At 58.5% G+C, this 18441-nt stretch carries 16 protein-coding genes and 3 pseudogenes; 15 read left to right on the top strand and 4 right to left on the bottom strand.

Annotation, left to right across the window (positions count from 1 at the left end):
* Position 1 precedes the first annotated feature (1 nt).
* From K0F75_RS11390 to K0F75_RS11400, 3 genes are all read left to right on the top strand, one after another.
* Positions 2-562 carry an LLM class flavin-dependent oxidoreductase gene (locus K0F75_RS11390; RefSeq protein ID WP_219061951.1) on the top strand — a complete coding sequence of 187 codons (561 nt, stop codon included), beginning with the start codon at positions 2-4 and terminating at the stop codon, positions 560-562.
* The gene (locus K0F75_RS11395; RefSeq protein ID WP_219061952.1) at positions 559-1032 is read left to right on the top strand and encodes an LLM class flavin-dependent oxidoreductase; all 474 of its coding nucleotides are present in this window, start codon (positions 559-561) and stop codon (positions 1030-1032) included. The genes K0F75_RS11390 and K0F75_RS11395 overlap by 4 nt, the downstream gene beginning before the upstream one ends.
* A gap of 61 nt (positions 1033-1093) precedes the next feature.
* Positions 1094-2224: an LLM class flavin-dependent oxidoreductase gene (locus K0F75_RS11400; protein ID WP_219061953.1), complete on the top strand. Its 1131-nt coding sequence runs from the start codon at positions 1094-1096 to the stop codon at positions 2222-2224.
* Positions 2225-2331: 107 nt separating this feature from the next.
* On the opposite strand, the gene K0F75_RS11405 is transcribed toward K0F75_RS11400, so the two are convergent.
* The gene (locus K0F75_RS11405; RefSeq protein ID WP_219061954.1) at positions 2332-3066 is read right to left on the bottom strand and encodes a class II aldolase/adducin family protein; all 735 of its coding nucleotides are present in this window, start codon (positions 3064-3066) and stop codon (positions 2332-2334) included.
* A gap of 387 nt (positions 3067-3453) precedes the next feature.
* Here K0F75_RS11405 and K0F75_RS11410 point away from each other — a divergent pair, with 387 nt between their 5' ends.
* From K0F75_RS11410 to K0F75_RS11450, 9 genes are all read left to right on the top strand, one after another.
* Positions 3454-4620: an LLM class flavin-dependent oxidoreductase gene (locus tag K0F75_RS11410; protein ID WP_219061955.1), complete on the top strand. Its 1167-nt coding sequence runs from the start codon at positions 3454-3456 to the stop codon at positions 4618-4620.
* An 84-nt stretch (positions 4621-4704) separates the two neighbouring features.
* A complete protein-coding gene (locus tag K0F75_RS11415) occupies positions 4705-6486 on the top strand; it encodes an ABC transporter ATP-binding protein (protein WP_219061956.1) in 1782 nt (593 codons plus the stop codon).
* Entirely contained in the window at positions 6479-8332 is a 1854-nt protein-coding gene (locus tag K0F75_RS11420) for an ABC transporter ATP-binding protein (RefSeq protein ID WP_219061957.1), read from the top strand. Before K0F75_RS11415 ends, K0F75_RS11420 begins: the two co-directional genes overlap by 8 nt.
* Before the next feature lie 223 nt (positions 8333-8555).
* Complete coding sequence (locus K0F75_RS11425; RefSeq protein WP_219061958.1) at positions 8556-9611, top strand: ABC transporter substrate-binding protein; 1056 nt, start codon at positions 8556-8558, stop codon at positions 9609-9611.
* A gap of 79 nt (positions 9612-9690) precedes the next feature.
* A complete protein-coding gene (locus tag K0F75_RS11430) occupies positions 9691-10746 on the top strand; it encodes an ABC transporter substrate-binding protein (protein WP_219061959.1) in 1056 nt (351 codons plus the stop codon).
* Positions 10747-10764: 18 nt separating this feature from the next.
* The gene (locus K0F75_RS11435; protein WP_219061960.1) at positions 10765-11535 is read left to right on the top strand and encodes an ABC transporter permease; all 771 of its coding nucleotides are present in this window, start codon (positions 10765-10767) and stop codon (positions 11533-11535) included.
* 9 nt (positions 11536-11544) lie between these two features.
* Positions 11545-12315: an ABC transporter permease gene (locus K0F75_RS11440; protein ID WP_219061961.1), complete on the top strand. Its 771-nt coding sequence runs from the start codon at positions 11545-11547 to the stop codon at positions 12313-12315.
* 14 nt (positions 12316-12329) lie between these two features.
* Complete coding sequence (locus K0F75_RS11445) at positions 12330-13127, top strand: ABC transporter ATP-binding protein (protein ID WP_219061962.1); 798 nt, start codon at positions 12330-12332, stop codon at positions 13125-13127.
* Between the two features lie 223 nt (positions 13128-13350).
* A complete protein-coding gene (locus K0F75_RS11450) occupies positions 13351-14448 on the top strand; it encodes a sigma-54-dependent Fis family transcriptional regulator (protein WP_219061963.1) in 1098 nt (365 codons plus the stop codon).
* A gap of 289 nt (positions 14449-14737) precedes the next feature.
* Here K0F75_RS11450 and K0F75_RS11460 read toward each other — a convergent pair.
* Positions 14738-15007: pseudogene (locus K0F75_RS11460) on the bottom strand (transposase); the annotation flags it as partial.
* Here K0F75_RS11460 and K0F75_RS11465 point away from each other — a divergent pair.
* The 3 genes and pseudogenes from K0F75_RS11465 to K0F75_RS11475 all read left to right on the top strand — a co-directional run bounded on the left by K0F75_RS11465 (position 14924) and on the right by K0F75_RS11475 (position 16002).
* Positions 14924-15133, top strand: coding sequence for a hypothetical protein (locus K0F75_RS11465; RefSeq protein ID WP_219062049.1), 210 nt, complete (start codon positions 14924-14926; stop codon positions 15131-15133). The pseudogene K0F75_RS11460 and the gene K0F75_RS11465 sit on opposite strands and share 84 nt — an antisense overlap.
* Before the next feature lie 244 nt (positions 15134-15377).
* Positions 15378-15641 (top strand): annotated as a pseudogene (locus K0F75_RS11470) (type II toxin-antitoxin system ParD family antitoxin); the annotation flags it as partial.
* Positions 15642-15656: 15 nt separating this feature from the next.
* Positions 15657-16002, top strand: a pseudogene (locus tag K0F75_RS11475) (type II toxin-antitoxin system RelE/ParE family toxin).
* A gap of 244 nt (positions 16003-16246) precedes the next feature.
* On the opposite strand, the gene K0F75_RS11480 reads toward K0F75_RS11475, so the two are convergent.
* Together K0F75_RS11480 and K0F75_RS11485 are read right to left on the bottom strand one after the other, a co-directional pair.
* Positions 16247-16510 carry an Arm DNA-binding domain-containing protein gene (locus K0F75_RS11480; RefSeq protein ID WP_219061964.1) on the bottom strand — a complete coding sequence of 88 codons (264 nt, stop codon included), beginning with the start codon at positions 16508-16510 and terminating at the stop codon, positions 16247-16249.
* A 531-nt stretch (positions 16511-17041) separates the two neighbouring features.
* A complete protein-coding gene (locus K0F75_RS11485) occupies positions 17042-18010 on the bottom strand; it encodes a hypothetical protein (RefSeq protein WP_219061965.1) in 969 nt (322 codons plus the stop codon).
* Positions 18011-18441: the final 431 nt, after the last annotated feature.

Consider the following 18441-nt stretch of genomic DNA (forward strand, 5'->3'; position numbering starts at 1 on the left):
AATGGCCGAGTTCATCTGGCAATTGCCAAACAACCGCGACACACGCTATGGCGACGCCACACCGCGCAAACGGGGAGAACGCCTGGACGGCGATTCTGCGCCTTTTCGCCCGGGCGTCAGCGACCCGCGTGGCAATGCGTTCAACTACCTCGATTACCTGCATCAGATCGCCAGGGCAGCAGAGCTATCCGGCTTCGACGGCATCAGGATCAGCAACGATCTGGACGGCGATGAACCCTGGATCATTGCTGGCTACCTGGCCCGCAGTACCCGCCGCCTGCGCTTGCTGACCGAGTTCACCGCCGATAGAGGCTCGGCAGTCTACGCCGCGAAAAACGCGGTGAGTTATCAGCGCTTCAGTGAGGGTCGGTTCGCTTGGCAGATCAGCCGCGTGGACGATCCATTGCGGCGCCGGCAACAGGGCGACACCGTTGCCCAGGCGGACCAGCTACCGCGTATCGATGAATTTCTCAGCGTGGCCAGGGGTGTTATTGAACAGAACCCGTTCAGTTTTAAAGGCCGTTTCTTCGAGGTGCTCGATGGTGGCTCGAAGGCCCATTGAGCGCTCAGCCGGTGCCGCGTATCTACTTGTCTGGCAACAGCCCTGAAGCCTTGCAGTTGTCGGCGCGTCAGGCTGACGTGCACATCTTCGAACCAGCGCCAATCGACCAACTCCACTCATTGATCGAACAACTCGGCCGGCTCGCCAATGCTCAAGAACGCGTGGTGACCTTCGGCTTGCCGATTACCCTGCTGGCCCGGGAAAGCGCGGAAGAAGCGCAGTTCGATGCCCAGCGACTGGTCGAACAACAGCAACGCCTGGGCAGCGTGCCGTCACCTGCGCAAACGTCACTGGTCGGCAGTTATCAGCAGGTCGCCCAACAGGTGCAAGCGTACCGAGAGGCGGGCATCGATACCTTCCTGTTCAGCGCCGGACCGCACCTGGAAGAAGCCTATCGAATCGGTGAAAACTTGCTGCCGCTGTTGCGCGGTGTCCCTGTCGCAATCGCAAATACCCACTTCGCCAACTGACCCCACCCGATCAGCGGCCCTATTGATTAATAGCTGCCCTATTAATTAAAGAGTATCAACCATGGCGATTGACTTTTACTGGCGCCTGCCAACCCACGGCGAACCCAGCAGCCACCGCAACCGGGAGCCCTTTCGAGGCGACTGGTTCTTCGGCAACGGCCAGCCCCGCAGCAAGGGCCTGAGCACCCGCGACGACCACTACAGCTACATCGACTATCTGGCTGAAATTGCCCGCGCCGCGGAGATCTCCGGGTTCCAGGGTGGCCTGATTCCTTCATTCCCAATGACCGACGAACCTTGGGCGGTCTCCTCGTTCCTGGCCCGGGAAACGCGCACCTTTCGCTTCATGATCGCGTTCCAGCCGGGCTTTCTCAACCCGGTGACCGCTGCGCGCATGACCGCAAGCCTACAGCGCGCAACCGGCGGCCGAGCGCTGTTCAATATCATCACTGGAGGCGGTGGCCCGGCGCAACTATGGTGGGGCGATTCGGTAGCCCATGATGATCGTTACCAGCGCACCCAGGAGTTCCTCGATGTGCTGCGCGGCGTATGGCAAGGCGGACCTTTCAACTACCAAGGCAAGTTCTATCAGGTCAGCGATGCCGGGCTGGCAGAACCCTTGAACCACGAGAGCTTTCCAGAGATCTATTTTTCCGGTTCCTCCGATGCAGCCCTGGCTTCGGCGTCACAGCATGCCGATTACTATTTGTCATGGCTGGAGCCATTCGCCCAACTCAAGGAGAAATTCGATCGCGTCAAACAACGTACCCAGACGCTGGGTCGCAAGATCAAATGCGCGGTGCGGGTCGATATCATCGCCCGACCGACCGAGGAAGAAGCCTGGGCCGAGGTGCGCAAGGGCTTTGAACGGCTCGATCCGCACGAAGTGGCACGCCTCAGGCAAGGCCAGGCGGGCGACTCGGTCGGCGTCAGCCGCCAGCAATTGGGGCAACCAAGCAACATCTCCAGCTATCGCGACCTGATCATCGAACCCAATATCTGGTCCGGCTTCAACCTGCTACGCGGGGGTCAGGCAAACGGGATTGTCGGCAGCTATCAACAGGTCGCTGAACGCCTGGACCAACTCGTCCAGCTGGGTGCCGACGCATTTATCCTGGCCAGTACCCCGCACCTGGAAGAAGCCTACCGCGTCGGTGAGGAAGTGCTGCCGCTGGTCAGGGGCCACCATTGACGGCCTTTGATCCGGCAAGCTGGTGAAGGGATACCACTCGTTTTATGAAAATCCTGTGTGACGCTTGGGTCACACAGGCAGTCCTCAACGGCAAAAACAGTCGACGGTCAGGCCACACTGCTCAGCAGTTTCTGACCCTGAGCCCAAAGCCCGGTCATTTTCCATTGCTGCTCCAGCACCCCAGGCCCGAACTCTTTGGAGCCACCTTGAGATTCGGCCAGGCCCTGGAAGTAGGCGCCCTCCTCGATCAGCAGGATCAGTTTGGCAACCTGAATGATCCCCACACCCCAGAACGTCGAACCGCCATTGGCTTCGAGAATGGCCGGGGTATGCGGATTTTCCTCGATCTTTTCAACGATAAAGTCCGCTTCCTCCTGACGGCGGTCGATGTAGATCGGTAATTCCCGGGCCAGTGTCACGCGCTGCGAAGCCGCGTAGCGCAGAGGCAGGGTCCGGTGAGCGCTGGCCCAGCCGCCCAGGTAGGGCGAATGGACGTGCGTGACAACGTTCACTTCCGCGCGTTTGGCGAACACCGCCGCGTAGCGCTTGCCGTTACCGCCCGCCTTGCTGCCGCTAAGCAGGCCGGAACCTTCGAGGCTTTCATCCAGGTACAGGTGGCCCGAATAGTCAGCGACTATCGCGCGAATTTCTTCGTCATCCGCCCAAGGGCTGGGCGCGTGCAAGGCCACCACCAAATCGCTGTCCGGAACCCGCAGGTAGGACTGGTACGTATTGGTGGCGGTCAGTGTGCGACTGTCCTTGAGTACCCGGTAAGCTTTGGCGAAATCACGCTTGGCCTGTTCGACATAGGCAGACTGTTGAGGATTGAGTTGCTGGGTCATGGGAAGAGTCTCTGTAGATGGAGGATTAAACACGACGCACCTCGCCTCACCCGTAACGGAAGATTGGCCGAGGAAACTGCTAACTACTCAGCAGTTCCTGTGCCAGTCACTTAAAATAATCTCAACCTATTGTTTTTGCTCATTTATTTTTTAACATTGCGGTTATTTTCAACGCATGAACCGCGTTCCCGCCACCACCTTGCTGAACGACCAGCAGCCCTGCTGATCAACTGCTGCAAGATCAGCAGTCAACTCCCCCATGCCCACCCCCTTCTCACTCCGGCTCAGCAAAACCGGGCACTGCAGAGCAGTCAACGGCTTGGCACACGCGTTGCACCTGTCTTTTGTTGTACCGATTTTCTTTTTTTTCGACCTTGGGAGTGACTCATGAGTACCGAATTCTTCTGGCGCTTACCGCTTGGCAGTGACGGCCCGCAACTGGCCTCCGACAAGAACAACCGTGGCAGCGCCCAATACCGCCCCGGCAATATCGCCCCTGGCCGTTTGCCCAATGGCGAACCTGACGGTTTCACCTATATCGACTATATCGCCCAGGTGGCCAAGGCGGCGGAAATTGCCGGTTTCGAAGGCGCCCTGTTGCCCACTGGACCCGAGCCGTGGATCGCCGCCGCAGCGCTGGCTCGCGAGACGCGACGGATCAAGTTTCTGGTCGCTTTCCAGGCCACTTGGACCCTGCCCGCCTACGTTGCCCAACAGGCAGCGATCCTGCAAAACCTCAGCCGTGGTCGTCTGGACTGGAATATCATCACCGGCGGCAACCCCGCAGCCCAGCGCGCCAACGGCGACTTCCTTGAACATGACCTGCGCTACAAGCGCACGGGAGAATTCCTCGACATCATCAAGGGGCTCTGGGAAAACGAAACTTTCTCCTACAACGGCGAAATCTACCAACTGGAAAACGGCGCGCTGCCCCGTGGCCTGACTCAGGAGCGCAAACCGAGCGTTTATTTCTCCGGTTTTTCCGATCCGGCCCTGGACGTCGCCGCACGCCATGCCGATGTTTACCTGAACTGGGCCGAGCCGGTCGATAAGCTCAAGCCACACATTGAGCGGGTCCGCGAACTGGCCGATAAACAAGGCCGGGAAATACGCTTCGGCATCCGCATTGATGTGCTCGCCCGGGAAACCGAGGAAGCGGCCTGGAGCGAACTGCGTCGCCAATATGAACTGATCGATGCCAAGACCAGCGCCTTCATCAAAAACTTCGCCAGCGGTTCGGATTCCATCGGCGCGGCGCGCCAGACCGCCTACCACCAGAACTCCCAGCGCTTCGACGACCTGATCATCGGCCCAAACCTCTGGGCCGGTTTTGGCAAGGCCAAACCAGGCCCTACCATCGGTCTGGTCGGTAGCCATCAAAACGTTGCTGAGCGTCTGGCCGAATACCGCGATGCCGGCTTCTCGACATTCATCCTGGCGAGCAACCCTCATCTGGAAGAAGCCCTGCGCATCGGTCAGGAAGTACTGCCGCTGGTGCACGATCGCCCCGTTGCCAGCGCTACGCCGCACAGCGTGTTCAAAGTCGCCGGTTGAGTTTCCCGCCCGGATCCAAAGCCCCGTTCGCGGGGCTTTTCTCGGTCTGCGGACCTCTCTCGACACCCCGCCAATGAGACACCCATGATCAAGCACTACCCCTTGCTGCGCAGCCTGCTGATATACCGCGAGATGCCCTGGCGCTTTCTGCTGACCAGCCTGTTGTTTATTGCCGTGAGCATGGGGCTGGCCGCCCAACAGTGGCTGGTCGGCCATGCTCTGGACGACGTTAACAATGGCCGCGCGGTCGTGCGGCTCGGCGATGGCAGCCTGGACGCCAGCCTCGCCTGGCACTGGTTTACAGTGTTATTGGCCGTCGCGGTCGGCCGTGGGCTGTTGCAGTATGCCGCTGGTGTGCTCTCGCTGATTCTCAGCCAGGAGCTGCTGACACGCTTGCGGGCTCGCATTCTGGATCAGGTCCAGGGCTTGCAACTGAGCTATCACTGGCAGCACGGCATGGGGGAGATGATCACCCGCACCACCCGCGACGCCGACAAGCTGCGCGATGCGCTGATCAACTTCTGGCGACAACTGGTTGAAACGCCACTGATCGTACTGGCGACCGTCAGCCTGTTGGCCTGGTACAACCCTTTACTGGGGTTGGTGCCGTTGTTGTTTACCGGCCTGGCGTTATGGATTTTCGTCACGCAGACCGAACGGCTGCTGGTTCTGGATCGCGAAGTCGGCGCGGCCTACGACCGGGTGAACCAGGACCTGAGCGAGGGTATCGGCGGCGTCCGGGTCATCAAGTCCTTTGCCCTGGAAGCCGGACGAATCGAACGCTTCCGCCAGCAGGTCGGCTTCTTTGCCGAACAGGCGCGTGTGGCACTGGCCTACGCCAGCTCGCGAATACCCTTGCCGCAGGTAGTTGTCGCCCTGAGCCATGTGTGGATTTTCCTCTACGGCGCGCTGCTGGTGCGTGACGGCAAACTGGGGCTGGGCGAGCTGGTCACTTCACTGTTGATTGCCACCACGCTGGTGTTCCGGGTCGAAGGTATTGGTCGGGTGATGCAGGTCTTCGCCGATGCGCGCTCCTCGGCCGAACGGATCTGGCAACTGCTGGACACCTCACGGGAAATCCGCGATGGCGATCAAGAGCCGCCAGCCGGGCCACTGGGTTTGCAACTGGAAGACGTAAGCGTGACCTCGCCAACAGGTGGGCGCAGCCTCTTGCAGGGCTGTTCGATGCAGATAGAACCCGGCGAAGTCGTCGCCCTGGTGGGTGCCACAGGCTCCGGCAAAAGTCTGCTGGCCAGTCTATTGCCGCGCCTGACCCAGGCACAGGTTGGCAGCGTGCGCATTGGTTCATCTGCTCGGGGTTGGCACGACCTGCGTGACCTACGTCTGGCAAGTCTGCGCAAACGTGTGCATGTGGTGCCGCAAGAAAGCTTTCTGTTCTCCGACACGCTGGCCGCCAACTTGCGCCTGGCGGCACCGGAGGCGAGCACCGCAGACCTGCTCTGGGCGTTACGCATGGCCGCCGCTGAAGACATTCTGGAGCGCTTGCCCCAAGGGCTGGACACGGCCTTGGGCGATCGCGGCGTGACGTTGTCCGGCGGCCAGCGGCAACGGATCAATCTGGCTCGGGCGCTGTTGGCGCAGCCGGATATTCTCTGTCTGGACGATGCCACCAGCGCGCTGGACTCGATCAGCGAGCGGACCCTGCTGAATAATATCCGCAGCCTGCGTCAGACCCTGAACAAGACCACCACGGTCCTGCTGATTTCCAGCCGGCTATCGACCATTGAGCTGGCTGATCGGGTGCTGCTGCTCGAAGACGGGCATATCGTCGACAGCGGCAGCCACGCAAGCCTGACCCGGCGCAACGCCCATTACCGTGATCTGTTGGGGGTCGAACATGTCTAACGTCCTGCCCGGCAAAGCGCTCAGCGATATCGAAATCGAGGAACTGCTCGCCAAAAAAGCTCTCGACCGCAGCATGTTTCGGCGCCTGCTGCCGCTACTGGGGCCGGTACGCGGACGGATCTTCGCGGTTATCGGCCTGGAATTGGTCCTGGTGGTTGCGGTGTTCCTGCGACCCTGGTTCGTACGCCAGTTACTCGACTACAGTCTGGTCCGACACAACGGCACCTGGGTGCTGGACATTACCTGGGTGGCAGTACTGGGTGGCGGGCTGGGGCTGACCTGGGTCGCGCGCTTTTTGCTCGCCGGGTTTTCCCAATATCTGGCGGGCAGCGCAGCGATCCAGGTACTCAATCAACTGCGTATTCGGGTCTTCAGCCACGTCCAGGCCCTGAGCATCGGCTACTTCGACCGGACCAAAGCCGGCCGGATCATCTCCCGGGCCGACCGTGATGTCGACAGCCTAGAACCCCTGTTGATCCAGGGCCCGCCTGAGCTGCTGGGCGCACTGCTGCGCTGCATCGTTGCCTCGATCATGCTCTGGCTGATTTCGCCGCTGCTGTTCCTCGGGCTGGCGAGCAGCGTGCCCCTGTTGTTCTTCGCCACCTGGGCCTTCAAGCGTGTTTCCCAGCGCACCTGGGCCAGGGTCGCGGAAAACCGCAGCCGTTTCACTGCGCATCTGGTCGAGACCGTGGCGGGTGCGCGAATGATTCAGCAATGCGTACAAGAAGCCCCCAACCGCTTGCGTTACCGGCGCCTGCTGGATGATTTCAATAACGCGCTGATCCAGGGCAACCTGCGTTCGGGCTGGTTTGCGCCTTTTACCGGAATCCTCACCGCCACGGGCATCGCCTTATTGCTGCTGCTCGGAGGCTATGGATTGGCCGAAGGCCGGATGAGCGTGGGCCAGGTCGCAGAAAGCTTGTTCTACGTGATGCTGTTTCTCGGCCCGTTGCAGGAGCTGTCGGAGCTGTTCGAGCGCTACGCGACCGGCTCGGCTTCGGCCCAGCGGATTTTCCTGTTGCTAGACACCCATGCGCAGATCGTCGACGACCCTTCGCCCCTGAGCCTTGAGCAGGTACGCGGCGATGTGCATTTCGACCATGTCAGCTTCTCCTACGTGCCCAAAGGCAGCCCGGTTATCGACGGCTTCGACTTGCATATCCCGGCAGGCGAAGTGTTGGCCATCGTCGGGCCCTCCGGTCACGGTAAAAGTACCCTGGTGCAATTGTTGACGCGGTTCTACGAAGTCGACAGCGGTGCGATACGGCTCGACGGCATTGACATCAGGCAACTGACCCAACAGCAATTGCGCCGTAATGTCGGGGTGGTCCTTCAAGAAAACGTGTTGTTCAGCGGCACTATTCTCGACAACCTGCGTCTGGCGGCCCCCCAGGCCAGCGACGAGCAATTGATCGCCGCAGCCCGAGAGCTGGGCGCCGACGAGGTACTGGAACGTCTGCCCCATGCCTACCAGACTGAAGTCGGCGCGCTGGGCGCCCACCTCAGTCATGGCCAGCGACAACTGGTCTGCCTGGTCCGGGCCTACCTGGCTGATCCGGCGGTACTGGTGCTGGACGAAGCCACCTCGGCGGTCGATGTGCATACCGAACGACGTATCCAGCGCGCGCTCCGACGGCTCTGCGAAGGCCGGACGGCGATCATCATCGCGCACCGTCTGGCGACCATCCGTGATGCTGACCGGATTGCCGTGGTCCGCAATGGTCGGCTGCTTGAGCTGGGCGATCATACCGACCTGATCCGCTTGCAAGGCGTCTACGCTGGGCTGTATCGCGCTCATGAACAGACCACAGCGCCTGTCGCCCCTAACGACAAAGTGATTGCGTGACGCAGTGCCAACCCCAACGGCACTGCTGCTGATCACCCACCCTGGCTGCTGATCGATTGCTGCTGGAGCAGCAGTCGGCATCTGCAAGGTTTTCGGGCTAAGCCCCGGAACGCAGTGCAGCCGGGCCTTCAGGGGATTTAAAAGCAGCATGGCATGGGCGTTGCAATTACCCGTACTTGGACCACAACCACCGCTTCACCCTTCACTCATCCGGAGAACATTCATGAGTCAACCCCTCGATACCCTCTGGTATACCCGCTGTCCGGTTCCGACCGGCCTTGGTATTGCCGTGCAAAAAGGCTGGCTGGAAGAGACCTTGAGCGGTCAGGGCACGCGCATCGAATCACTGCGCGAATCCAGCGAGCAGGCCGTGCGTGAATCGCATTTCGACCACACCTTGAAAAACTCCGTGCGCCACGGCGGCAATATCCCGGCCATCTGGGCCCGCGCCAGCGGTCGGGCAACCCGGGTCATCGGTTTGTCCTGGGCCGACGAAGTGCAACTGATCCTGACCACCCCCGACACTGGCATCAAGAGCGCCAAAGACCTCAAAGGCCGCCGCTTCGGCTTGCCGCATTGGGCCAGCGCGCAGATCGACTTCACCCGCGCCCAAGCCCTGCGTAGCCTGGAAAATGCCTTGAAGCTCGATGGCCTGGAGGTCAAGGACGTCGAACTCGTTGACTTCATCCATGGTGGTACGTTCAGCGACGAGGCGCCGGAGGTGATCAATGGGGTGAGCAACTTCAGCGGCTCACGGCGGCGTGGCCAGAATGCCGAACTGGTCGGACTGTTGCGCGGCGAGGTCGATGCGATCTTCCTCAAGGGCGCCCACGCGGTGCAACTGGCTTATCAATTCGGTTTGCAGACGGTGATCGACACCGGCTCGCACCCCGAACCCCTGATCCGCTCGAACAACGGTACCCCGCGCACCCTCAGCGTTGACCAGAACCTGCTCGATGAGCACTTCGATGTCGCGCTGAATATCCTCACCTCGGTGGTACGTGCCGAAGAATGGGCATGGGCACACCCCGAGGATACCCGACGCTTTCTGGCCCGCGAAACCAACAGCAGCGAGTTCTGGGTCACCGCCGCTTATGGCACGGACGCGCACCAGCGCCTTCGGACCAATCTCGACGAACGCTCTGTGGTTGCGGTGCAAGATTTCACTGACTTCCTCGCTCGCTGGAACTTTATCCCGCAGAGCTTTTCGGTACGTGACTGGATTGACCCGCGCCCACTTGAAGCGCTGCGCAGTTCCGTAGCTACCCTGGCCGGATAACCTGCTTACCGCCGGGCGGTAGCGCTGCTGCCCGGTTATTGGCCCCTAAAGCTTGAATGAATGTTTGGATCGTGAACGAATGAGTAACCCTCTCGATACGCTTTGGTATACCCATAGCCCAGTCCCCACAGGTCTGGGCATCGCCGTTGAGTCTGGACGACTGGCCGAAGCCTTTCGCCCTTACGGCACCAATATCCAGGGGCTGCGAGAGTCTTCGGATCGCGAAGTTCGCGAAGCCCACTTCGACCATCACCTGCATAACTCGGTACGTCACGGCGGCAATATCCCGTCCATCTGGGCCCGCGCCAGCGGCAAGGCCACCCGAGTGCTGGGCTTGTCCTGGAGCGATGAGGTGCAACTGATCGTGACCACCCCGGAAAGCGGGGTGAAAACCGTACGGGATTTGCGTGACCGGCGTTTCGGCGTGCCCAAGTGGGCCAATGTGCAGATTGATTTCGGTCGTGCCCAGGCGTTGCGTAGCCTGGAAAATGCATTGAGCCTGGAAGGCCTGCAAGTCAGCGATGTTGAGTTGGTCGATTACCCCTATGGCGGCACTCATAGCGACGAGCCTTTGCGGCACATCTTCGGCGCGCAGGTAGCCCTCAATCGCAGCAGCCAGCGACGACGCAATAACGAACTGATCGGCCTGCTCAGGGGCGATATCGACGCTATTTTCGTCAAAGGTGCATACGCGGTGCAGATGGCTGACGAATTCGGCCTGCACGTCGTGATTGATACCGGCTCGCACCCCGATCCGATTATCCGCAGCAACATCGGTACACCCCGGACCCTGACCGTCGACCAGCACCTGCTCGACGAACATTTCGATGCGGCAGTACTGATTGTCGAGACGGTACTGCGTGCCGAGCAATGGGCATGGACCCATCCCGACGAAACCCGGCGCTTTCTCGCCAGGGAATTGAACACCAGCGAGTATTGGGTGGCGGCGGCCTATGGCGAAGATGCCCATCAGCGTCTGGTTACCCGACTGGAAGAACGATCACTCGATGCGCTGCAGAACCTCACTGACTTTCTGCAACGGCACCGTTTCATCGAACACAGTTTCAATGTGCGCGATTGGGTGGATGATCGCCCGCTCGAAGCGGTCCTCGGCAAACATAAGCTGGCGATCTAGCCCATTAAAGGACCGCTCATGTCACATGCACGCACCTTGCTCAACCTGAACCGGCTTAGTTGGCTTATCTCGCCCCTGCTGGTGTTGCTCGCCTGGATCTGGGTGGCCCGTTCCGGTGCCTATTCGGCGCAACTGCTGATACCGCCCGGCGATGTGCTGACCAGCCTGAGCGACCTCTGGGACAGCGGCGAATTGCAGATAAACCTGGGTTTCAGTCTGAGCCGTCTGGGCATCGGTTTCGCCTTCGGGGCCAGCGCCGGACTGCTGTTCGGTGTCGTCCTGGCGCTGTCGAAAACCGTCGAGGCCTATTGCTCGCCACTGTTTCATACCCTGCGTCAGATCCCTTCGATTGCGTTGATTCCGATGTTTATCCTGGTGTTCGGTGTCGAAGAAACATTCAAGATTCTGATCGTCTGCAAAGCGGTGTTCTTTCCCGTGGCGCTGGCCACCAGCGAAGGCATCAAGGCCATCCCGCGCAGTTACTTCGAGGTCGCCAGTGTCTACCGACTGCCGTTGCCCTCGTTGATCATGGATGTTGCTTTCCCGGCCGCCGCACCGACCATCCTGACCGGCTTGCGCGTTGCGTTGAGTCGGGCCTGGATGGTGCTGGTGGCCGCCGAACTGCTGGCGGCCGACAGTGGCCTGGGGCAGATGATCGAGATGAGTCGGCAGATGATGCGCATCGACATCGTGATGGTCGGCGTGGTGGTCATCGGTCTGGTCGGTTTCATACTCGACTACGGTCTGCGCCTGCTGGAAATCCGTTTGTTTCGCTGGAAGACCCGCTAGGAGCCCCCCATGAAAAACACTGCACAGTTACTGCGCCCCCTGCGCGGTCTTCTGCTGCCAGCCCTGCTGGTCGCACTCTGGGAGTACCTGTCACGCCAGGGCGCCTCGCAAGCCTACGCCTTTGTTCCGCTGGCAACGATCTACAGTGGGCTGTGCGAGTTGCTCGCCAACGGTGACTTGCAGGTCAGCGTCCTTGCCAGTCTGCAACGCACTTGTACCGGGCTGGCCATTGGCGCCAGCCTCGGCGTGGTGGTCGGCGCGCTGACGGCCTTGTCGCGGGTGGCCGACAGGTTGCTGGGGCCGCTGTTCCATATCATGCGTCAAGTGCCGATTCTGGGCCTAATTCCGTTGATTGCACTGTGGTTCGGCAGTGGCGAATTCGCCAAGGTCTTGATCGTCAGCCTCGCCGCCTTCTACCCCATGACCCTTAATACCCATGAAGGCTTCAGCCATGTCGAAAAGCGCTACAGGGAAGTCGGGTGGGTTTTCGAGTTCGGTCGCATCCAGCAGTTCACCCAAGTCCTGTTGCCCAGCGCCCTGCCCAGCATCGCCACCGGGCTGCTGCACGCACTCGCATTCGCGTGGGTCAGCTCGATAGGCAGCGAACTGTTTCTTTCCACTGGAACCGGGTTGGGCAACCTGATGATGAACGCCGAAGCCGGTTCGCGCATGGAGGTGGTATTGATCGGCGTGCTGTGCATCGGCCTGTTGGGCTATGCGATGAATCAGTTGTTCACCCGCCTGAGCCGGCATCTGCTGCGCTGGCGGGATCTTCGTTAAGGGTTGGATAGATCATGAATGCATCACTCAAGCAAAACCTGCTAGGCACCGCGCTTGACGTGCCGGGCGCCCTGGAAATTCGCGGGCTGGGCAAACAGTATCTGATCGATGGCGAACCCTTGACGGTATTGCAGGACATCAACCTGCAAGTCCACCCAGGCGAGTTTGTCAGCATTGTCGGGGCCAGTGGCTGCGGCAAGTCCTCCCTGCTACGCCTGATCGTCGGCCTGGAGGCGCAGTACAGCGGCGACATTCTGCTCGATGGCAAGCGGATCGAATCCACCAGCCTGGAACGCGGCATGGTCTTTCAGGATCACCGCTTGTTCCCGTGGAAAACCGTCGAACAGAACATCGCCATGGCGCTGAAAAACCACAAGCTGTCGAAGGCCGAGAAAGACCGGCTGGTGGCGGAACACATCGAACTGGTTAACCTCGAGGGCTTTGAAAACGCCTATCCACACCAACTGTCCGGTGGCATGGCGCAACGCGCCGCGATTGCCAGGGCACTGATCAATAAACCGAAAATCCTGTTGCTCGATGAGCCCTTCGGCGCCCTCGATGCGCTGACCCGCATCCATCTACAGCACGAACTGCAACGCATCTGGGTCCAGCAACGCAGCACCATGATCATGGTGACCCACGACGTCGAGGAGGCGCTCTATCTGGGTGACCGGGTAATCGTCATGGAGGCCAGGCCAGGCCGCATAAAACATGAAGTGAAAGTCGATATACCCCATCCACGGGAAAGAAACTCGCCACTGCTGCAACAACTCAAGAACCAATTACTTGAAGAACTGGTGGGCGACAACTAGCGCAACACCCGCAAGCGCGAAACAACCTCTTTGCACAGGCTTGCCCGACCATTTTCAGGCCCTTGGTTATGGGCCTTCCGGTGCTTCTCAAGAAGCAGAGAGGGCGCTTGGCGGGCACGCTTTTATATTCGATAAAAGAATATATGCATAATAATTAAGAATTTTTTTATCTATGCGATTTTAGTGCATCATTCTCCAGCGCACTCTGCTTCAGGAATGTCTCATGCCACTGATTACCCATCCACATGCTCGTGAACTGACCAAGTCGGTGCGAGCTACCGTGCTGATTTTCAAGGACCCTCGCTCGCAGGAACTGCTCAATCGTATCGAGCGTCTGGCGCCCAGCGAAGCCAATGCTCTGATCATGGGTGAAACCGGCACAGGCAAGGAATTGGTCGCGCGGCATATCCACAATCTAAGCCGCCGCAGCAAGGAGCCCTTCGTCGCGGTCAATTGCGGCTCATTCCCCGAATCGCTGGTGGAAAGCGAATTGTTCGGCCACGAAAAAGGGGCGTTCACCGGAGCCACCAGCACCAAGGCCGGCTGGTTCGAAGCGGCACGCGGCGGCACCCTGTTCCTGGATGAAATAGGCGACCTGCCGCTGAACATGCAAGTCAAACTGCTCAGGGTTCTACAGGAGCGCGAAGTGGTTCGGCTTGGCTCACGCACGCCCATCCCGATCAACGTGCGTCTGGTGGCGGCCACCAACGTCAACCTGGCTGACGCAGTGGTCGCCGGTAACTTTCGTGAAGATCTGTTCTACCGCCTGCATGTCGCGACCATCCGCCTGCCGCCGTTGCGCGAGCGCCCCGGCGATACCCTTCCGCTGGCCGAGTTCTTCCTTGAGGAACATAGCCAACGGCTTGGCTACAACCGCGCCACCCTGAGCCCGGCGGCTGAGAGCAAACTGCTGGCGCACGGTTGGCCGGGCAATATACGCGAACTGGAAAACGCCATTCATCACGCGCTGCTGGTCTGCCGCAATCAACTGGTACAACCCGAAGACCTGCACCTGGTCGACATGCGTTGCACCACAGGACGCCAACAGCACAACGCGATAGCAGTAGCAGACCCGAACCCGCAGCAGCCGGATCTGGAAAGTGTATTGACCACACTGTTCGAACAGAACATTCCCGATCTGTACGAACACATAGAGGAAACCATCTTCCGCACCGCCTACCGTTTCTGCCATGGCAACCAGTTGCAAACCGGGCGAATACTGGGGATAAGCAGAAACATCGTGCGGGCGCGGCTCGAGAAGATGGGTGAGCTGTCACCGGCGCCTTCAAGAATGCTGATTCAAAATCCCCCTCTCAAATAAGAGACCTACAGAACGTCTGACAGCGCTGGAAAACTCGTATGCAGCCCTAGGCACTCCAGCTCCCACTCCTCCGCAATTGTGACGCGTCGGGGCTCGACGCCTTGATGTGGTGACGATCAAGATAGAAACATTCGCTCTAATCCGTTGCCTTGATCATGTACTCAATCACTTTCTTAGCATCGCCGAGCACCATCATGGTTTTGTCCAGCTAGAACAGTGGTCTTGCCCCTGAGATACGTCCCTCATAACCAGCGTCATGGGTTGCTTTGCTGAAGCTGCATAACCTGCCATATTTTTCCAACAGTCGACGGAAGTTGAGGATCGCGGTTTCATCCGGAATCCGATACAAATGCATCCCGACAAACTGGCGCAGAATCGTGGTTTCGTAGAGGGACTCTTCCATCGCCGGGTCGCTGTAGCCGAACCAGTTTTGCATCAGATGAACCCGCGGCATGGCCATCAACGGATACGCCGGATGACCGCCTTAACCCTTAGGGTAATGCGGTTCGATCAACGCAATCAGACCTTTCCAGAGCACGACCTGATCCATCTCAATCAGAAAACGCTCGCGACGGAGCTGCTTGCGTTTACCAGCGTATTCGGGATTAGCGAATGGGTATTTGCTTCCCGGCCCTACGTCCCTCCAAAACTGACTGGCGGCCTCTCGGACATTGAAATTCTGTAGAACTCTCGACCATCGAAAGAAAGGAATTCATTGATCGCAATTCGGTATGAATTTTTGGCTGTGGCCTGAGATTTGGTCGTAGATTTTTGCACGAAAATCCGTCGGACTGGCATAGGGTTGATGATTGCCTGATGCTCAGATACGAACCCCAAACTATATTTTCGCAGGTGAAATGGCATAATATGCCGGCAGTCGAAAATACATGTTTGCCCTGAACTGGAGCCCACTCATGGCGACTTGAAACATTGTGCTCACCCCTCACCAGGAACAGGTCATCCATGACCTGGTTCAGTCCGGTCGTTATCAGAATGCCAGCGAAGTGATGCAAGCAGGCTTGCGGCTATTGGAGCAGTGCGTTGCCGAAGACGCCGCCAAGATTGAGGCGCTGCGTCAGACGACCTCGATTGGCCTCATGGATCTTGAGCTCGGGCGCGTCGCTCAACTGAACGAAGGTGATCTGGAGCACTCCCTCGAGGGGTTGAGCCTGGAAGCCCACCCTCCCCGCGAGGGAGAAACACTGAGCATGCCGCAGTATTGGATCCAACGCGGCGCGCGCCGACATTGTCAGGCTCTCCCAGACGCAGTTCGGCGATCAAGCACGACAGCGCTACCAGACGCTGATCCTCACCGCGCTGCAAGCTATCGCCGGCATGCCCTATCGCATTGGCAGCCACGACCGCGATGAGCTTGCGCTGGGCCTTCGCAGCTATCACCTCATCTACTCACGCAAGCAGGCCAAAAAACCCCATGGAACGGTCAAAAGCTCACGCCATATCGTGTTCTATCGTGTGGCAAACGACGACGTGATCGAGGTTGCCCGACTCCTTCATGACGCCATGGAAGTGCAGTTGCACTTGCCTAATGACTGATCACCGACCTGGCCTAAAGGTTTAACTAGCCATGAACAGCGAAGGTCAGGCGCCCCCCTCTACATCTCAACCTGAGCACCCTCGCTGTCAGCCGACTCGGCGGCCAATTGAAGCGTGAGGTTCTGGGTCCGACCGGACTATCGAGACCCACGACCAGGAACACGATGTTCAACTTTGCGTACCACTTTCAATGCTGAACAACCGCTTCTTAGGCGTTTTCCGTGGCCAGGCGCCTGGCATTACGCTATAGCCGCCGATGGGTGCGCGGATCGATACACCTGGAGATCAGAGCCCTGGCAACATCACGCAAAGCTCGTGCATCCCGCAAACCAATTTCAGGATAGGTACCGAGAAAAATACGGGGTTGCTTATCCGCCCAGGAAAAGCGGAAGTACCAGCGCTTGGCACCTTTCGTATCAACGAAAAGAGCAAGGCCGTCGTAGCCAGGAAGGGTGTAGTCCTTGGCACGAGGTTTGGCGTGTCGGAGCGCAGTATCGGTGAGGGCCATCGTACAATCTCCATCTCGTTTGGATGGAGGAAATTTGTACGGTTTTCGGCAGGGATCATAAACAGCACTGCAGATATAGAAAAACCCTCGAAGCAGTACGCGCGCTGGCATAGCGGACGCATCATGATTGCTTGCTCCTGATGGATATCGGGAGCACTGCATCGGGCATCAACTGGCAGCTCTGAATATGGGGATCATGGATCTATTACCCTACAGATAGCCTCTGCGGAGAGATAGGCCTTGGCTCTGAGTTAGTGCTCATGCGTATCGGATTCTGCCCCCTCTCTTTTCAACGTCATTTCTATCGCGTTTGATGTCGCAGATAATTGAGCGTCTACGTCAGATTGACGCGATATCGCAATTTCTCTGTGCAGGAACGCGATTTTCGTTCCTATTTTGATTGTCAAACTTGCTCTAAAGCGTTTTCACACAGCCTGGGTCGAATGCAGCTGCTCATGGTCGTAAAACCGACAACGTGGCTGAAACAGACCATACCGTTGCCAGCGATTCCAGTGGAGTCACTTCGGATATTCACTGATAGTCGCTCCGCTTTAGCTGTTTCACCTGCGGCTTTTTCATTGTATCTGAGGACTGGATCGTGCAACCCACCGTCTCATAGGTATAACCAAGCTTGGCAGGAGTCGCTATCACCGCACGGTTCTCGCTGACAAGCGCCGTCCAGATATCACGCGAGTCCCGGGGAATGCCGCAGTCTCGGGGATGCAGGTGGAATGAGGAGAAGACCAAGGTTTCTTGAAGAACCTCTTCGGCATGGCCGAGGACGTAATCCCACGCGTTCATCGTAATCACCACGGTAAAGTAAGCACCTGTGTACAAAGCAAATTGCGTGCTTGAGCGCCGTCGATGAGTCAGGTCAGGCTTGTATCGCTTCCAGCTCTCGGTTTTCAACCTGTCTCCTTTGATGACACCTATAAAGGTCGGGGACACAGCAGTGATGACAACGAAGGTGATCCCCACGCCTAAACTGATCAGGGTCGAGGCGATGTAGGCCCATAGCGTGATCAGGATGAGGGCAGATAGAGCTTTCTGCGCGAGAGGGAATTGGCTAGCATCAATGCGGGTCCAGTTCACGATAAATGAGTCGGCATAGGCACTTGCAACGAGGCTGAGCACGAGAGTGGCCAACGCGGTGAGAATGGTCATCCACCACGCATGAGCTTTTAATTTTTCGACAAGCCTGAAATGCTTTATGGACAGTACTGATGAGCTCAGGCAGATGACGCCGAAAATGATACGAGCAACATTGGTACTCTTTTCTCCCCCCATTCCCCACCAAAAAAAAATCAACAAAAGCGCTGCTATCGAAGCCAGGATAATTGCCGCGCAATACTCTTGCGCTCCCCACCACCTGACGCTGTAGTTGAGCTTCCACGGAAAATGCTTTGAGTGCGTTCTGATGAACAACGGTCGATCCGTGAAGCGGTCGACGATTGCGAGGATGACGGCAAACAGGATGTAGGTGGCGATGTACGGGAGCATTGATCTTGAGCTTCCTTTCACAAAATTCGGGCGCCGTTATCTCATGGGTGCTCCGTATTTTCGAGTGAATTGGCCGCTTGTCTAACTTGCCACCTCTTCCGAACTCATCGTTCGAAACACCTCCAAGGAGTGAAGAACCTGCGGAGGGTCCGTCCAGCATCTTCATAATTTGCTCACGCCGGCCTGTTCAAAAGGCAGGGGGGGCCGCTATCGAGCAGACCGAATAGCCTAATCTCGGTGTCACGGCTGATTCGTGGGTGATCCGTACGTAGCTTGCGTTACCTATTGATAAAACCGCCATGGCGCAACGTTGCTCCAGAGGATAGGTTGCGTTCAGAGCTGGCGGCAAACAGCTATTACGAAATGTACACCGCTCAACATGGGACATACGGAAAAACCCAGCCCCTAGATGCCTCAGCCCCCCTCTCCCT

Source organism: Pseudomonas sp. UMAB-08, from assembly GCF_900095225.1.
GTDB lineage: Bacteria > Pseudomonadota > Gammaproteobacteria > Pseudomonadales > Pseudomonadaceae > Aquipseudomonas.

Coding starts and splice junctions, on each gene's coding strand:
- K0F75_RS11390 (WP_219061951.1), top strand. CDS start 2: ATGGCCGAGTTCATCTGGCAATTGCCAAACAACCGCGACACACGCTAT.
- K0F75_RS11400 (WP_219061953.1), top strand. CDS start 1,094: ATGGCGATTGACTTTTACTGGCGCCTGCCAACCCACGGCGAACCCAGC.
- K0F75_RS11405 (WP_219061954.1), bottom strand. CDS start 3,066: ATGACCCAGCAACTCAATCCTCAACAGTCTGCCTATGTCGAACAGGCC.
- K0F75_RS11410 (WP_219061955.1), top strand. CDS start 3,454: ATGAGTACCGAATTCTTCTGGCGCTTACCGCTTGGCAGTGACGGCCCG.
- K0F75_RS11415 (WP_219061956.1), top strand. CDS start 4,705: ATGATCAAGCACTACCCCTTGCTGCGCAGCCTGCTGATATACCGCGAG.
- K0F75_RS11420 (WP_219061957.1), top strand. CDS start 6,479: ATGTCTAACGTCCTGCCCGGCAAAGCGCTCAGCGATATCGAAATCGAG.
- K0F75_RS11425 (WP_219061958.1), top strand. CDS start 8,556: ATGAGTCAACCCCTCGATACCCTCTGGTATACCCGCTGTCCGGTTCCG.
- K0F75_RS11430 (WP_219061959.1), top strand. CDS start 9,691: ATGAGTAACCCTCTCGATACGCTTTGGTATACCCATAGCCCAGTCCCC.
- K0F75_RS11435 (WP_219061960.1), top strand. CDS start 10,765: ATGTCACATGCACGCACCTTGCTCAACCTGAACCGGCTTAGTTGGCTT.
- K0F75_RS11440 (WP_219061961.1), top strand. CDS start 11,545: ATGAAAAACACTGCACAGTTACTGCGCCCCCTGCGCGGTCTTCTGCTG.
- K0F75_RS11445 (WP_219061962.1), top strand. CDS start 12,330: ATGAATGCATCACTCAAGCAAAACCTGCTAGGCACCGCGCTTGACGTG.
- K0F75_RS11450 (WP_219061963.1), top strand. CDS start 13,351: ATGCCACTGATTACCCATCCACATGCTCGTGAACTGACCAAGTCGGTG.
- K0F75_RS11465 (WP_219062049.1), top strand. CDS start 14,924: ATGACCGCCTTAACCCTTAGGGTAATGCGGTTCGATCAACGCAATCAG.
- K0F75_RS11480 (WP_219061964.1), bottom strand. CDS start 16,510: ATGGCCCTCACCGATACTGCGCTCCGACACGCCAAACCTCGTGCCAAG.
- K0F75_RS11485 (WP_219061965.1), bottom strand. CDS start 18,010: ATGCTCCCGTACATCGCCACCTACATCCTGTTTGCCGTCATCCTCGCA.